The 15,727-nt window shown below is 57.0% G+C and carries 12 protein-coding genes; 3 read left to right on the top strand and 9 right to left on the bottom strand.

Annotated elements, in window-relative coordinates; translation table 11 throughout:
* Nucleotides 1-99: 99 nt before the first annotated feature.
* The 3 genes from ASF58_RS18070 to ASF58_RS18060 form a co-directional block, all read right to left on the bottom strand.
* On the bottom strand, nucleotides 100-1,392 hold the full coding sequence (locus ASF58_RS18070; RefSeq protein ID WP_055955616.1) for a Y-family DNA polymerase: 1,293 nt from the start codon (nucleotides 1,390-1,392) through the stop codon (nucleotides 100-102).
* Nucleotides 1,389-1,844, bottom strand: coding sequence for a S24 family peptidase (locus tag ASF58_RS18065; protein ID WP_055955614.1), 456 nt, complete (start codon nucleotides 1,842-1,844; stop codon nucleotides 1,389-1,391). Before ASF58_RS18065 ends, ASF58_RS18070 begins: the two co-directional genes overlap by 4 nt.
* A 782-nt stretch (nucleotides 1,845-2,626) precedes the next feature.
* Nucleotides 2,627-4,831: an ATP-dependent RecD-like DNA helicase gene (locus ASF58_RS18060; protein WP_055955611.1), complete on the bottom strand. Its 2,205-nt coding sequence runs from the start codon at nucleotides 4,829-4,831 to the stop codon at nucleotides 2,627-2,629.
* 625 nt (nucleotides 4,832-5,456) lie between these two features.
* Between ASF58_RS18060 and ASF58_RS26185 the strand changes: the two genes are divergently transcribed.
* Together ASF58_RS26185 and ASF58_RS26180 are read left to right on the top strand one after the other, a co-directional pair.
* Entirely contained in the window at nucleotides 5,457-6,926 is a 1,470-nt protein-coding gene (locus ASF58_RS26185) for a hypothetical protein (RefSeq protein ID WP_156375783.1), read from the top strand.
* A gap of 270 nt (nucleotides 6,927-7,196) precedes the next feature.
* A complete protein-coding gene (locus ASF58_RS26180; protein WP_156375782.1) occupies nucleotides 7,197-8,156 on the top strand; it encodes a hypothetical protein in 960 nt (319 codons plus the stop codon).
* A gap of 343 nt (nucleotides 8,157-8,499) precedes the next feature.
* On the opposite strand, the gene ASF58_RS27550 is transcribed toward ASF58_RS26180, so the two are convergent.
* The 6 genes from ASF58_RS27550 to ASF58_RS18050 form a co-directional block, all read right to left on the bottom strand.
* Nucleotides 8,500-8,631 carry a hypothetical protein gene (locus ASF58_RS27550; protein WP_280137558.1) on the bottom strand — a complete coding sequence of 44 codons (132 nt, stop codon included), beginning with the start codon at nucleotides 8,629-8,631 and terminating at the stop codon, nucleotides 8,500-8,502.
* A 254-nt stretch (nucleotides 8,632-8,885) separates the two neighbouring features.
* Nucleotides 8,886-9,386 carry a hypothetical protein gene (locus tag ASF58_RS26175; protein ID WP_156375781.1) on the bottom strand — a complete coding sequence of 167 codons (501 nt, stop codon included), beginning with the start codon at nucleotides 9,384-9,386 and terminating at the stop codon, nucleotides 8,886-8,888.
* Nucleotides 9,387-9,535: 149 nt separating this feature from the next.
* A complete protein-coding gene (locus tag ASF58_RS26170) occupies nucleotides 9,536-9,871 on the bottom strand; it encodes a hypothetical protein (protein WP_156375780.1) in 336 nt (111 codons plus the stop codon).
* Between the two features lie 80 nt (nucleotides 9,872-9,951).
* Nucleotides 9,952-11,562 (bottom strand): energy transducer TonB, encoded by a 1,611-nt coding sequence (locus ASF58_RS25275; RefSeq protein WP_082513161.1) that lies wholly within the window; start codon nucleotides 11,560-11,562, stop codon nucleotides 9,952-9,954.
* A gap of 581 nt (nucleotides 11,563-12,143) precedes the next feature.
* Nucleotides 12,144-13,157, bottom strand: coding sequence for a hypothetical protein (locus ASF58_RS26165; protein WP_156375779.1), 1,014 nt, complete (start codon nucleotides 13,155-13,157; stop codon nucleotides 12,144-12,146).
* A 440-nt stretch (nucleotides 13,158-13,597) separates the two neighbouring features.
* Nucleotides 13,598-14,656: a hypothetical protein gene (locus ASF58_RS18050; protein WP_055955605.1), complete on the bottom strand. Its 1,059-nt coding sequence runs from the start codon at nucleotides 14,654-14,656 to the stop codon at nucleotides 13,598-13,600.
* A 479-nt stretch (nucleotides 14,657-15,135) separates the two neighbouring features.
* Between ASF58_RS18050 and ASF58_RS25270 the strand changes: the two genes are divergently transcribed.
* Nucleotides 15,136-15,727 (top strand): site-specific integrase (locus ASF58_RS25270; protein WP_244477385.1); only part of this gene is annotated, 592 nt, incomplete at its 3' end.

Raw genomic sequence — 15,727 nt, 5'->3', positions numbered from 1 at the left:
CACCAATCCGTGACCCGTCTGCTTTGCAGAAGAGGTACGGCGAACGTGGACGAGCACGCTCCAAGAGACCTCTGATCGTCTGCGCTGCCAGTGGTGATATCACGCGTGGGCTGTTGGCAGTTCACTGACCTGTGTAGTGTAGCGCGGACTGCGCATCTCGAACTTCGTCGACCACGTCCGCTTATCGGTCAGTCCCGCACGAGCCGGTACGACGGTGCCACGACCAAAGCGTGCGTTGCAGGCGTCCATGGCCGCCATCAGCGGTGCACTGCGTTCACGGTCGAACCGGCCGATCAGCGCCCGTGGTGCATCCTCAAGCAGCTTCAGGTCGGTGGTGACGACGCCGGCCTTGCTGTAGCGCCAGGGGCGGTCACCCGGTGCCTCGCGCCACGTGCGGGCGACACCGGCCCGCGCCGCCTTGATGAGCGCCAACGTATCGTTCGTGGCTTCGGGCAGCGTCACCGTCGTCGAAACCGAGCGCATCAGATCGCCTCGGTCATGCTCGCTCGTATGGTAGAACACCGACACATGGGTGGTTCCGAGACTTTCACGGCGCAGCTTCTCGCCTAAACGCGTCGCGTGTGCAGCCACCGCCTGCTCCAGGGTCTCGCGCTCGGTGATGCGGCGGGAGAACGAGCGGGTCACCGCGCAGCCCTTGCGCTGGGCGGGCATGAGTTCGAGCGGCAGGCAGGCCAGCCCACGCAACTCGTAGATGATGCGCTCACCTACCACTGTCATGGCTTTGCGTACCGGGCGTGGATCAAAGTCGCGGAGATCCGCCACGGTATCAACGCCAAGCCCGATCAACTTGGCAAGGGAAGCTCGGCCGATGCCCCAAACCTCGGCCGCCGAGATCCGGCAGAGCCAATGGTCGTAGGCGATCGGGTCGGTCAGGTCGCAGACCCCGTCGAGGTCCGGGATCGTCTTGGCGATGTGGTTGGCAAGTTTCGCCAACGTCTTCGTCGGGCCGATGCCGACGCAGGTTGGGATGCCCGTCCAGGCGCGCACCGTGGCGCGGAGGTCCCGCGCGAGCGTCACCCGGTCCCGGTCGCGCACGTCCGAGAGATCGAGGAAGCTCTCGTCGATGGAGTAGATCTCCACCGCCGGCGAGAAGTCCCGGTAGACCGCGTTCGTGCGGGCGCTCATGTCGCCGTAGAGGGTGTAGTTCGAGGAGAAGACCCGCACGCCCTCGCGCTGACACTGCTGCCGGATCTTGAACCAGGGATCGCCCATCTTGATCCCGAGCGCTTTGGCCTCGGCCGTGCGGGCGATGGCGCAGCCGTCATTGTTGGACAGCACGATGACCGGCACGCGGGCGAGCTTCGGATCGAACACTCGCTCGCACGAGCAGTAGAAGCTGTTGCCGTCGATCAGCGCGATGGCCCGGCTCATCGCACCAGCCCAGCACGGGCCACGTGCCAGCGGATGGAGAAGCGGACCACGCCCCAGATCTCGCCTTCGATCAGATCCTCGACGGCAAAGGCCGGCAGGTCGGGGTTGTCGAAGGCGAGGCGCGCGACGTTGCCCTCGATGACGAGGCGCTTCAGGCTCATGGTCCCGTCCACGATCGCCACGACGACGCTTCCGTTGCCGGGCTTGAGGCTGCGGTCGGCCACCGCCAAGTCCCGATCGAAGATGCCGGCGCCGCGCATGCTGTCGCCGGAGATGTTCCAGGCGAAGGTGGCTGGTGGGTTTGGCGCTAGCCACCGGGGAAGCTCCAGCGATCCTTCAAGGAAGTCATCGGCTGGTGACGGAAAGCCAGCGCAGAGCGCGGCCCCCTGGATCGGGATGCGGACCAAACCGTCCCCGGCCCTTGCCAGATCGTCAACCCGATAAAGGCCCACAGCCGCTTTCCTCCCGTTAGAACAGAAAGAGAACAAACAGCCGCAGGGATCCCGGTCAACCTCGATAAATTTCCTTGTGGATAACGGGGATAATATTGCAAGGCTCTGTTAAAGCTGAGAAAATAAGCAAGGAAAATCTGTGCTAATGGTTAAGCTGTTTAGTGCCAAATTGAAATGCCTAGAAATAGGCGATGAGTATTTTCTCTATCAAACACGATCTGCTTAAGAGCGGGGCCCCATAGAATATGGGGTCCCGCAAGAAACAGACGTCACCGACGACTGTGTTTGTTTGCTTTTACCTTCTTCCGCCTTTCCGCCCTACGCTGGTCTTGAATCTCTTTGGGGACACCGCGTGCTGGCTTTAAAGTTTCCTTACATCTAGTTCGGCCAGCATTCAGAGCAATGGTTACTTTGGTGTCGATCTCTGCATCTGGCATTTCAGGATTTTCGGCGACAAATCGGGCACGTAGCTGCCGTTTGATCTGCTCCAACTCCCTATCGAACGAGTCGCCCCTGTCTTCGGATCGATTGCGCCGATCATACTCGTAGATCGTGTATTGTATCGCCCTACGGTAATTAAATTTAGCGCTAGGTTTGCGTGAATTAAACATTGTCTTTCGTAATCACGTGTTATGTCTGTAACCTACTACCTGTTTCGATAGATGGAAATATCCGAATGACTCCAACGGCGCGAAAGGGTAATTATTAAATCATGATCCCTTAGAGCCCGCTCGGGTCTGTGGCCTGCGTCGGAATAAGTTTGTTCATCGCAGTGGCACCGGTCAGTTCGGTAGCGCCTGTAGCCACTCCCGCAGTTTCGTCCAGCGCCGCTTCGTCTGACCACTTCGAACCGCCATGCCGATAGCCTTACGCTGTCCGATTAGTACGACAAGCTGCTTGCCGCGTGTCACGCCCGTGTACAGCAGGTTCCTGGCGAGCATGTTGAAGTGCTGCGTCACGATCGGGATCACCACGGCCGGGTACTCTGAACCCTGGCTCTTGTGGATCGTTGTGGCGAAGGCAGGCACGAGTGTGTCGAGTTCGCCGAAGGGATAAATCACCTCACGCCCATCGAAGGTGACGAGCACCGCCCCTTCTTCCTCGTCAATGCCAGTGACCATGCCGAGGTCTCCGTTGAACACATCTCGGTCGTAGTCGTTCTGCGTCTCCATAACCCGGTCTCCCGGCGCAAAGCGCCAGCCGAAGCGCTCGACCTGTGCAGGCGGGTTCGGGTTTAGCTCGCGCTGGAGTTCATGGTTCAGGTTGCGCGAGCCCAACGATCCCCGCAGCATCGGCGTCAGCACCTGTACGTCACGGACGGGATCGAGGCCAAAGGTGCGTGGAATGCGGTTGGTGATCACCTCGATCAGCTTGGCGACGCCAACGTCCGGGTCATCGATCTCGATGAGGTAGAAGTCCGCCTTCTCGCCGGGGCGGGGCCTCTCTGGCATCTGGCCGGAGTTGATCCGGTGGGCGTTGACGATGATCCGACTCTCGGCCGCCTGCCGGAAGACCTCCGTCAGCCGCGCCACCGGTATACGGCCAGAAGCAATCACGTCCGCCAGGACCTGCCCTGGACCGACCGAGGGTAGCTGATCAACGTCGCCAACGAGCAGCAGCCCTGAACGGTCCGGCACCGCCTTCAGTAAGGCATTCATCAGCGGCACGTCCACCATCGAGGTCTCGTCGATGACGAGGAGATCGCAATCGAGTGGGTTGTGCTCGTTGCGCGAGAAGCCACCGTGCTTTGGATCGATCTCCAGCAGGCGGTGGATGGTCTTCGCCTCCAGACTGGTCTGCTCGGTCATGCGCTTAGCAGCACGCCCTGTCGGGGCTGCGAGGAGCACCTGAACGCCCTTCGCCCTGAGGATGCGCAGCATCGAGTCGAGCGTGCTGGTCTTGCCCACGCCAGGGCCCCCGGTGATCACGCTGAGCTTGGAGGCGAGCATCAGCCGCACGGCCTCGATCTGCGAGGGCGAGAGGGTTTTGCCAGTCTTTCCCTCCACCCAGGGCCGAGCTTTGTCGAGGTCGATCTCAGGCCAGGGCGGCGACCCGGAGGCTCGGTCGATCAGGCGCTCGGCGATGATCCGCTCGGAGGAATGCAGCCCCTTGAGGAAGATGCAGGTCTCGCCATCCACCGTGTCGGCGACCACATCCTCGCCGCGTAGCTCCAGGGCAATGGCTATGCGGATGAGGTCGGCATCCACCTCCAGCAGCTTCTGCGCCAGTGCAGCAAGGCGCTCGGTGGGTAACCCGCAGTGCCCCTCATCCATCGCAGTCTGAAGTGCGAACGACACGCCTGCCCGCAGCCGCTGCGGGGCTTCTTTCTCCAGCCCGAGCTTCATGGCGATAGCATCAGCCGTCCGGAAACCGATGCCACGGATATCGCGGGCAAGACGATAAGGGTCCTCGGTCATGACCTTGATGGACTCCTGCCCATAGGTCTTGAAGATGCGCACGGCTCGTGCGGTGCCGACGCCGTGCGCGTGCAAGAAGATCATGATCTCCCGCACTGCCTTCTGTTCAGCCCAGCCCTTCACGATACGCTCAGCGCGCTTTGGTCCGATACCACCGACCTCCTTTAGGCGGTCGGGCTCGGCTTCGATGACCTCGAAGGTGTTTTCACCGAACAGCCCCACGATCCGCTTCGCCATGGCTGGGCCGATACCCCGCATGTAGCCGGAGGCGAGGTACTTCTCGATGCCTTCGATCCCGGTCGGTGGGGTCGCCTTGAGGGTATCGGCTTTGAACTGGAGCCCATGTTGCCGGTCTGAGAACCAAATGCCGGTTGCCGTGATCCACTCGCCAGCACCGATCGCTGGAGCATGCCCAATCACCGGTATGAGGTCGCGCTTGCCGCGCGCCTGTACCTTCAGGACGCAGAACCCAGTCTCAGCGTTGTGGAAGGTGACGCGTTCGACCGTGCCGGCCAGTGTCTCGACCAGCGTGCCCTTCTCTGACTGCTTTACCCCCGCCTTGGGGTTCATCTCCGTATCCAGTTCGCTCGATTGGGACTGCCGGTTCCCCATGAAATCGGGTCCGATGCATGTCTGTTCGGACCTGCCGGTCCTCGTCGAAACATTGTTCCCTGCAACGAGGAGCGGCGTAAAGGAGGCGACATCTTCGTATCAAGACATCACCCCGCAAGGCGGACGGGCAACGAAGGGGTGGGCTAGGAGCGAAGCTCGTAGGCCAGTCGTTTGTTCGCCCGGCGAGACAGCGGATCGAAGCCCGCGAGGGCAGCGATCCGTTGGATCTTGGTATCAAGCGGGATGTCGTGCTGTCATCGATTGATCGCTGCAATCCATCAGAGATCATGGTGGCAGGGCAGACCAGCGATCCCGTCTTCGCCGGGATCTCGGCTGCCACTGTTCGTACGACCCACGATCGCTCTCGCGGTGACCCGCTCCAGCGCTCTTCGTGTCGTACGAAAGGTTCTTGAATAGCGACCTTTCGTATTTGATCTCTTTCTCTCGTAACCGCAATATAACTTCATCCAGTCTTCATTTCTAAGACATGCGTTGGACGGAGTTTTTATAAATGAACAATTCTACAAGTAATACACAGAACTGCCGCGTTCTCGTTGGTGGCCCTGGCAGCGGCAAGACGTCGATGATGCTCAACGAGATGGCTGCTCAGCCTGGACGTTACATCCTAGCAGCCCCCCGAAAGGACTTGATCGAGGAGCACGTAGTCAGGCTACGGGCACTCGCGACATCACATGGAAGGACGCCGAAACTCAAGCCCATCCATTCTGACCAGGGCCCTCGCGAGCCGGTGGGACGTCGTGTGGCGGAAGCGCTCGAAGCCTATGACATGGAAGAACACGTCGTCATCGCGATTACGCACGAGGCCCTGATAGCCCTGGAAGGCGCAGCACTGACGTGCTGGCATGTTCGGATTGACGAGATCCCAGATGGAGCGATCCTATCTTCACAGGTCTCTATCCGCACCAGTTGGCCGGCCCTGGCTGCGCGCTACGCCTTGGAGCCTTCCGGAGTTCCCGGTCAATCTGTGATTCGCCTGCGGCCAGACATCGACAACCTGCCTCTTTCCGCCATAACCGAGGACGTGGGTCAGAAGCTCGTAGGTCTACACCGCGCGATCGCAACGTCCACCCGGACCGTCATCGTCGACATCGACGACTGGGCGGATGCCTCGCTGACTGGACGCCGCGTCAACTGGTGGTCGATCTGGTCACTCGACGTCCTCGCGGGCTGCGAGAGCATCGTGCTGACCGGCGCAAGCTATGTTGGCTCCATCCTCCAACGGGTTATGGAGGGCTCGACGCGGATCACCGTAACGCTGGAGGAGGTCGCGACATCCGTCCGGACCGACAGTCCGCGTATCCATACCCACTATTACACGCGGCACCCAGGATCGACATCGTGGTGGCAGACCGATGACGGAAGTCGCTGTCTCGTACAGATTTCTCGGCACTTGGAGAGCATCAGCTTTCGCGGCTACTGGGCCTGCAACGACGTTGTCGTTCCGTACTTCCGGCACCGAATCCCTGATGCTGCACAATGCAAACCAAAGCAGGCAGGGAGCAACAGCTTACGTCAACATGCTTCCTGCGCAATGATTTACTCAAATAAGTCGCAAGCCAACGATGAGCCGATTATGGACGTGCTTGGACTCGACGACAATGACATTCGGTCTGCGCGCGAGGACGAGGACGTCTTCCAGTTTGCGCTACGTGGCGCCATCCGCGCAGCTAACTACAACGGCGTGTACGACATTCACGTCTACGATCAGCATCAAGCTGAGCGTCTGCGCGATCGCCTTGTTACCCAACGCTACGGCGATGTGGTCCTTGTTCCTATTGATGCCGCAGGGATTATGGATATTGCGCGGCCAACGTCCAATCATGCTTACAAAGCGTCTCCGCCCCACAAATCATCGGTCGAACAGCGAGAGCAAAATCGGCTGAAGGAATGCCAGCGCGGTCGTCGTCGACGAGAGATCCTGCGAGATCAACGTCAGGCTGAAGGAACGCTTCGGAAGCCGGGCCGACCTAGAAGCATACCTAATCTTGGGACAGTGAACGAGATGCAGAGCCAGCACAAGTTGGACCGCTAAATTTTTGTCAAGTGGAATCTTAATCCTTGATGGTTGATCGACGTTGTTTCGGAAAGCAGAGCCTCACCCGACGGTAAATCTAGAGCAAATTCATAGCATTGAAACAGATCGTACTGTCATGTGCCCCTGAGTTGCGCTGCTTAGTCAAATTGCCATCATGGCTAGTGTCGAATAATTTCAACCAACACGTAGTTTTTCCAGTTGACGGACCGGGGCGACAAAGCTAGAACCAGCGCATTAATTTTTTGTTAGTAAATTAAAGATTTTTCGATGATCAAGAGCATTCTCAATAAGAAGTATCAGCATCTGTTTCTGATGTGGCTGGACGCTAGTCTGACCGACAACGAACGGAATGCATTTGGCGCGAAGTTATTCTCCCATCTCCGCGACCGTGGTATCTGCAAGCATAGCCTTTTCCTCGGCGCTAGCACTGAAGAAGTCGGGCCTCATGATGGTGGCTCTGACCCATTTAGTGTCAATATGAAGACCACTATAAAGCAGTTGAAAGAAGACTTCGCCCGTGAAGTCAGTATTGCGGTAGCCCAGGCCTTGCGCCAAGCTGAGGAATCTTATGATGCGAAAGAAGCAAGCTATAAGGCTAGAGAGGATGAGCAGGAGAATATAATTGCTTCGCTGAGGAATGAATTGTCAGCGCTGGCTGATGATGATGGTGCTACTGTCGTCACAGATCAGGATAAATCCGCAAGTCTGCCTGAAACAGACCATGTTGTAGAAGCGCGCATGGCTGATGAAGGTGCTCGGCTTGGATGTTTCGAGCGAACGATGACGCCTGAAGCTTTCTGCAAATTCGCAGAGGACATTGCGGGACGGCGGCACTGGAGAACTGCGCTCGCTCACCTGAAAAAAGTTTCATTGCGGTCGATAAAGTTAGACCTTCAGGGTGCCGTCGTCCCTCATCGTCTCAGTGTAGTGCTTGGTTCTTTGAAGCCCGCTGACTTGAAGCCAGCTAGCCGACAGCACTGGACGATTGAGGAGCGTGCTCGCCTTTCGCTCCTACTCGAAGAAGGGATGACCGACGTCGTTCTCGCTCACCGCTTGTCTACGGAGTTTGGCAGACGCATCTTCGAGGGAGGCGTAGCCCGACAACGCCGTCGCCTACAACGAGATACTGGCAGGGATGACACAGTAGCATCGCGGCGCGTTCGGAAAACCGTTGGAAGGGCACATGGCGGACACAGCGCCTATGTTGCGCAACGTCCAACCGCATGATTTGCGCTGTCGGCTAGTTGGCTAATATCGCTTCGTTCAATGGCGAAGCTGATCGCCAACACCGGCGAGCAAAGCTCCCCTCCCGCATTGGTGACCGGCCTTGGCGATGAAACGTCGATCAGGTTTTCAGTTTCAACGACTACCCACGAAGGGCCAATGGGTGATGACGGAATGCGGGCGGGCAGGGTCGTCACGGTCTCGCTCCGGTTCCTGTTGGGCCAACTGCCCAGAGAGACGCCCGGCGCGCCCGCAAGGCCGCTAGCGCATCCTCGATCTCGTGCAAGATCTACTTCGCCGCGCGGTCATCGCGGTCCTGCGCTGCCAGGAAGGCAACCACCCTGGCTTATTTAATCCGTCGGGTCTCTCCGACCTCGTTGAAGGCGTCGAGTGCTGAAACCTGCATGCTCGACGAAATCTCGCGCATCACCGCGCTCTGCTTCATCGCATCGGCCGTGGTGACCACGTAGCCGCGCATTATTTCAACTGAACTTTGGATCGTCGGTGGCAAGGCGCATCCCGAAGTCGACACCTTGGCTCCCATCGTGGCGGCGCATGACTGGATGACCGCGCCGCCTCCATGCTCTCGGCATGGCCTCCATTCGAGAAGAATGGCAAGCTAAGGTTATAACCGCAGCTAATTACCACTTTGTATCGTTGATCCAGAGCGACATCCAGAGGAACCGGTAATTACCCGCTAGATGAGCGCATGCCACAAGGATGACCGCAAACTTACGTGAGGACAGGAACCGAGTTTTTCGAGGCCCAAGTCTTGAAATCAGCCTCAGACCGCCAAGTCATGACCTTTCCGTTAACCCGCGCTATGACGTTTCCATCATTGTGTAGCTTATATCGTATGCCCTCGTACAATTCTTCCGAAACAACTACACCAAATGCATGTACCCCAAAACGGGGTTCTGAGTGATCCAGAGGCCAATCATGGGAACTGTCTTGGTCTTTACGCATCGTGAATTTGTTTGCTTCGCCTTCCACTAGTGCAAGCTTGCGGGTATGCTCAGTCATTTCATTCGGTTTCGTAAGCATTGCGCCAAATCCAAAAAGTATCATTCCTCCAATCCACAGCAAAGTCTCAAAAGACCATAATAGCAAAGTGTCAGTGCCTATGCGTGGATCTGTTATGTGCTTGCCATAATTGACTAGTATTGATCCACCAGCGCCGATCCCCCACAGTACAAATAAAGCCCGCGAAATAATGAAATCAGCTTTGTACATCGCAGCATCTCGTAGATAATAAAACGACCTGATCCTTGTGGCTTGGAATGGTATACGGATCTTATGTCGGCCGCTGAATAATCCGGCTGATTTGGGTGGCTGTCCACTGGGAATTACATCGTAGCATGAGCACACGACGCTCCGAGAGCTTAGTGGCGATCCATCTGTAGCTGTTGATCCCAGCAGTACGAATCTGCTCGATGATCGGGAGGATGTTGGCGTCTCGGGCGACAACAAGCCGTCCAGTTGGCAGTCGCGCCAAGCTTCGAGGCGACATTGAGGTTGGTGCCGTTCCAGCAAGCCCTGTTGCCGACGGAGGGTGACAAGGCGTTCTTGACCCTGAAGGCGATGATCATCCTCTCTTTTTCGGACTGCGCCACGTGGAAGTGCGGCACGAACGGATCGACGCCATCGCTAAGCTCGGCGACGATGAAGGGGACGCGCTGCGTCATCAGCATGTTGCGCAGGGTGAGTAGGAGGATCAAAGGCGTATTCCGTCCACCAAGCTGAAGCGTTTCTGCGCATCGAGGTGGACCCCACCGCCGTGATGCGTATCAGCGTTCTGCTAGAAGCCACGTACAAATTTGAGACACGTCGCTTCCCAGGTCCTCACCTTTTCTGGCTGCCGAAAGAACGTAGGATCACTGTATACGATGCCTACTGACTCCGTCATGAAATCCCAAGCTCTGCGATCGTCAGACCTCAGAAAGTTGAACGCATCCCGTGCTGTCGAAATAGGAATGCCGGAACTCCGGTAGTCTGAGATGGTCGTAGAGAGAATGTTTCTTCCTTGAGCGCAGTAGATACCAGCTAGCCCGGACGACTCAAGTGGAGTACTGCTTTCTTCAGAAGATAGATCTTTTTTCGAAAGTCGGGGGAGGGTCGAGCCCGAGGAGGCCGATCTGTTATTCGACATATCTTGACCGACCGGAGCGGCTACTGCCGAGCAGCGTTTCATCGCGGGATTATTCAGTCGAATGACGCTGCCATTTGATAGGACAGAGATCCCTTTCAGCAGGTCATCTGATAGTTCATATTCAACCCACCCCTTTTCTTGGTATATCTTGAATTTGTTGTTTGAACTCTCGACCTTCTCAACCTCATGGTCGCTGTTGTCAGCGTATAGTTTGATTGAAAACTTTTTGATCTCGATCATCGGTGCCGAACAAGAAAGGCCCCATTTTCCCAGTAGAATAACAGGTATTGTTCTTGATGCATCATTCGGGAACTCGTCTACGATAACATGCTTGTTGGTTTCTACGAATTTTTCCCAGCCAGTCTGTGCTTCGGGGTCGTCAGAGATCTTTGACTTGAGATCGATCGCCTTCTGCTTTCCTTGGTGATTGTCGGTTCTTGTTAGGGATTGTGATGTGCCTGCCGTATTGGGTATCGTAAAACGGATAGGTACTGAAACGATCATTGATGTCAGGCTGACTTCAAGAGGCAATGCGACCATCTTCGATCCAACTGGCGCAACTAGAAGTGCTCTATCGTCGACCTCTTTGAGGCCCGAAGATTTTGCGATTTCGGAGTACGTTATCGTGCCGTCCTGTGTGACCTTGAATTTTACTGTTGCAACTCCACTAGCACTGATATTGGTCATCGACATGCGAGACCGGATGACGGCGCCAACCTGATTTTGCCAGTCAGCCATGAGTTTCTGATGCTCAGGCGACAACGCTTGTGGCTTTTCCTGTTGCACGGAAGACGGACTTGTTTTGCTGCCTGAAATGCTTGAATCAGACATGTCTCTGGGTGGCACTAAAATGTGCGGCATCTGGGGAGGCGGCTGTGCTGCGATGTCTGCAATGCATCTTGTCTCCAGATCCTTCTTTGATTTGGGCCGTTCGGTTTCACTCAGAGACAGGATGTTTCGTGCTATGGCTGCACCCAGACTCGTCTGTTTTTTGGTCTGTAAAATTGTGCAGTCCTTAAGGAGATCTGATTTCTTGCGACTGCGCTCCCTGGATGCATCGGGATCTCCCGTAGCTCCGAGAATATAGGCAAGGCATGTATCTGATGCCAAACTCAAGGTGTCACAAGTTGCCCCGTCCATTTCCTCAGCCGTGGAAGCAAAAGCAATATTGAATTCATGGTGAGTATAATTTGTTTTAAGGGTTCCGCCGCCGCTTATCGCTAACGACAAAGCTGATGAAATCAAAAGTAAAATAGGCATAATCAAGATCCAGAACGTAAGGTCGATCCGCAGCCCACCGTATCGGAACCGCTTCCATCAGGTAAGAACGTGAGAGATATCGTCCCCTGCCGTCTTCGGTTCGCTACAGGGCAATCTCTGCTGACAGGTTCGTCGAAAACGGCTTTCCGTCATGCCCGTAGCGGAGCCGGCTGTTCATGCTCGCGTGGCGGATCTGCTGCGCGGTCCGGATTTTGGTAAGGCCTTTCCCGGAAGGGGCGGAGGTTATTACAGCCCTTTATGAACGGCTGGAGTAGCGCCCAGCGGCATCAAGACCGACGGCTGCGGCCCTGCGCTGGAACGATCCGCGCGACGCCTTGGCAGGACAGTAGCATACTTACCGTTAAGAAGCGCATGCGGGCGGCTTGCGGATCTCCGTCTATACCTCGGTTATGCCGCTGCTAGAGCGGATGAGCTTCGTGAAGGGTTACGAGCGGAAAGAGCCAGCCTGGGTGCTCACGCCCGCCGGGCGGCGGCTGGTGCAGGGGTTGGGGCGGGACGAAGGTTAAGACGCCGAGTGCATCATGTGCCGCGTTAAAAGATCAATGTCTTGAATATTTCACTCATCTGGCTGAGTGATTTTGCAAACATCTTTCGACGAATGCTTTGGATAAGACGATGTCAGGCTTGTTCTTGCCCGGTTTAACGCTGTAGGTAAATATCAGAATTCCCAAATTTGTGATCGCTGCACTCATCTTTGGATTGAGAATGGGGCTCTCGGGAATGACGAGCGCTTGCGCCGGACGGGTTTTGATGCCCGTTAGTCTGGGATAGAGGAAAAGCTGGCCGACAGCTTCATAGATGCACTGCGCGGAGGTGCCGGTCTTAATCTCGATCAGCAAGTTCGCTGGCTCGATCATGCCATCGACGAAATATCCACTTTCTCCTGGCTTTGTGAGATCGGCGCCGAATATCTTTTTGATTTCTTCATAGACATAGCCTTGCAGTCTGACGACTTCTTTCGATCCACCAGTAATGTCATAAATTACGATCGAGCCTTTTTCGTCTGCACCGTAGGTCGGTCTCTTCCGATCGTTGACTGGATCAGGAGCCGGTGACGTGCCGCCGCCAGCATGGCTTCGGGCCTGCATGCAGGCGTTCGCGAAAGTAGACGTTTGTGCGAGGATCGTCTTTGGGTCCGAACTCAGACTGGCGACCACGTAATAGCGTCTCTCGGAATCTACCCCATCGACAGTCAGACGGATCGGCCGCAACCCAGTCAGTTCCTCGAAATGATCCTTGATGAAGCCCGATATTTTGTTGGGTTGCAGGCGGCCTTCCCGGAGGAGGTGCGATCGTCCGTCGTCGTCGACGGCAAGCACCGTGGTGGGTCCCTTGTCCCCTCTGAGGCCCTTGGGCGTCACAATCTTCACTGCGGACGAACCGGTATCCGGGTCGTATCCCAGCATGATTTGGTTTGTGATTTCCCCTGGCTGCCCATGTCCGTAATTGGTGAAATAAACTCCACTTCCCTCGATATGCCAACCCTCATCGACTCGCTTGGCATTGTTAGTCAATGTGTCGGCCCAATGCCGGAAGGCCGCATCGCATTGGGACTGATTGCTTACCAGTTGCATGATCGCGTCTCGGGTTCGCGTCGGGGTCGACAATCACTGTGCGTCGCGTGCTTGCCCGGAACAACCCCGTCCGACTTGAGCAATCCTGTACTCTCAATCCAAACGCCTTTTGGTGCGTGGGAGCGTCTGCGCTTTACGATCTGTCCACGACTACACTCAGACACCACTTGCGGTCCCTGATGCGGCCTGCGGTGCGAATAGCCTCGCACGATTCCCAGTTGAACAGGATCGCGGCGGTAACTGAGTGCAGGATGTACCCTGCTAACCAGCCAAGTAGTAGCCGCGCACATTCAGATGATTACGCGATGATCCCAATGGGAGGCCCGTAGACGAGGCATCCGGTTCCGTCACGCGTGACCGCCAGCAAGTTCGGGAAACCGGCTTCGGCAGGGATGCTTGAAAGACGCGAGGGCTGCGCACGACCCTCAAGGATTTAGAGGCTACGGGTCGACCTCTTCCTCAATCTCGTCCCACGTTTCGATATCGGGATGCCGCCAGCCCCAAACACCCAAGTAGGAGGCGGCAGCGGCGAGCTTATCCACCTGTCCCGGAGCATGTGCGCGAATGGCAACCCCGCACCGGGCGAGTTTGATCCGCAGCGTTGTGGCAACGTCCTTGCGAACTATCCCATTGCTATGGGCATACAGCCCGTCCAGCACGTAGCCGCGCGAGGTGTAGCGCAACTCAGCCAAGACCCCAGTCGCATCCGGGTCGGAGGGGCGGTACTCGACGAAGGCGTAGCGGCCGGTGACGACCTCGCCAACCTTGCTCGCAAGGCAGTTTTTGTAGCGTCGACCGGCATCTACGAGCGCCGCCCCGGTGCTGATCAGCTTCAGCGTGGGATCGGCACTCAGATCGGGGGCGCTGTCAGGAAGCTGGTCAAAACGTGCCGCCCACCGACCGAGCCATTTCTTCATGGTAAGATCAGTGGGAATGCGCTCGATCGATTGGCGCAGTGCGACGTCGGTTGCCGTCGAACACCGAGAGCGGACGTAGGACAGCGCAAGATTGAGCTTGCGGGCTTCGGTGCCGCTTGTAGTCCTGGCGAGCACGTGAGGATGTAGCAGCACCGGATCGAGGATGCTGACGGCGTCGATTTGGCCGCCTTTGAGCTTGCCAGCGATCTGGCCGAGCACGCGCGCACGGCTGCGATCCGCTGGCGTCTGCGACCGGTAGAGACCGATCAGCGTCCCATAGCACGCAGGATCGCTCATCGGCTCCAAACCCAACCGATCCATGGTTCCGAGCAGCCCGGCGGGCACCTCGGCGATCATTGCTGCCATGATGTCCCTGGCACGCAGGGTGTCGAGCATGGTGCCGACGCGCGTGTAGGGCCGGTCGCAGGTGAAAGGCCCGAGACGCGCAAATCGAAGCGCCACTTCGTCGATGGGAACGCCGCCATGGATCTGAGCCATGACGTAGTAGGCAGCCTGACGCCTGACGGCCCCCCAGCGGTAAGAGCGGGCGACGAACGAAGGTACGACGTCGTCGAGGGACATGGCGATGTCGAGAGCCCATCCCGAGTAGGGGTGGACCGGGCGAGGGGCGAAGACGGACGATAGAGCAGGGTCCAAGGGCGGCTCAGAAGCTGTTAACGGAGCTTGATCCTGCCACCAAAAATATGGTCCGCAACAAAATCGGAAAAGTTATTTTAGCTTTCGATGCATTTGATAGACGCATGGTCAGGACGCACTTTGGGGCATCTATCATAAAGCCCAATCATTGGGCCCTTTGACTCTCCTGCTGCCACATCGAAAATCGCCTTTTCAAGAATCACTGCGTGGTAGGTGGAATGGCTGGAATATACCGGCGGGGGGACGTGTGGTGGGTACGCTTCCGTATGAATGGTGCTCATATTCGCCGAAGCGCTAAAACCACGAAAAAGGCCGAAGCTCAGGCATGTTTGCACCGTTTGATGGAGGAGCACGCTCAGGCCCAGCGAGGTGATGTACGCCCCCGGTATCTCCTCACTGAAGCGATGGACCGCTTCTTCGAAGAAACGTCGCTACGAGCGGGTACGATCGAGACATATCGGTACACCAGCCGTGTGGTCTCCAGATTGATCGGTCACCTTCATCTGGATGAAATTGACAAGCGGAATTTGGCAGGATTCATATCAACCAGAAAGCGAACTTCCGTCACAGACGCTACCATTAAGCGTGATCTCGCGTTCGTAGGTTCAATCTTTACGGCAGCGAAGCAATGGGGGTGGGCGGACACATCGCCGGTCACAGCACTTGATACGAAAGCGTTGAAAGAGAGCCGACCGCGTACGCGCTTCTTGACAAGAGAGGATTTCGACCGCCTGCACCGCTTCGCCTCTGCCGATCTAAAACCAATTTTGGTGATAGCTGTAGAAACTGGGCTTCGTAAGGAGGAGCTTCTGAGCCTTACGATCACGAGCGTCGACCTACAACGCCGTGAGATCCACCTGTCGACCACCAAGGCAGGGCGTCCTAGGCGAGTGCCCCTATCACCACTGGCAGCGCAGACGATCAGAGGTCTCTTGGAGCGTGCTCGTCCACGTTCGCCGTACCTCTTCTGCAAAGCAGACGGGTCACGGATTGGTG

The sequence above is a fragment of the Methylobacterium sp. Leaf125 genome (assembly GCF_001423085.1).
Taxonomy (GTDB): Bacteria; Pseudomonadota; Alphaproteobacteria; order Rhizobiales; family Beijerinckiaceae; genus Methylobacterium.
This window is presented reverse-complemented; position numbering and strand designations above follow the sequence as displayed.

Coding starts and splice junctions, on each gene's coding strand:
- ASF58_RS18070 (WP_055955616.1), bottom strand. CDS start 1,392: ATGAGCCGGGCCATCGCGCTGATCGACGGCAACAGCTTCTACTGCTCG.
- ASF58_RS18060 (WP_055955611.1), bottom strand. CDS start 4,831: ATGAACCCCAAGGCGGGGGTAAAGCAGTCAGAGAAGGGCACGCTGGTC.
- ASF58_RS26185 (WP_156375783.1), top strand. CDS start 5,457: ATGATGCTCAACGAGATGGCTGCTCAGCCTGGACGTTACATCCTAGCA.
- ASF58_RS26180 (WP_156375782.1), top strand. CDS start 7,197: ATGATCAAGAGCATTCTCAATAAGAAGTATCAGCATCTGTTTCTGATG.
- ASF58_RS27550 (WP_280137558.1), bottom strand. CDS start 8,631: ATGCGCGGCTACGTGGTCACCACGGCCGATGCGATGAAGCAGAGCGCG.
- ASF58_RS26175 (WP_156375781.1), bottom strand. CDS start 9,386: ATGTACAAAGCTGATTTCATTATTTCGCGGGCTTTATTTGTACTGTGG.
- ASF58_RS25275 (WP_082513161.1), bottom strand. CDS start 11,562: ATGCCTATTTTACTTTTGATTTCATCAGCTTTGTCGTTAGCGATAAGC.
- ASF58_RS26165 (WP_156375779.1), bottom strand. CDS start 13,157: ATGCAACTGGTAAGCAATCAGTCCCAATGCGATGCGGCCTTCCGGCAT.
- ASF58_RS18050 (WP_055955605.1), bottom strand. CDS start 14,656: ATGTCCCTCGACGACGTCGTACCTTCGTTCGTCGCCCGCTCTTACCGC.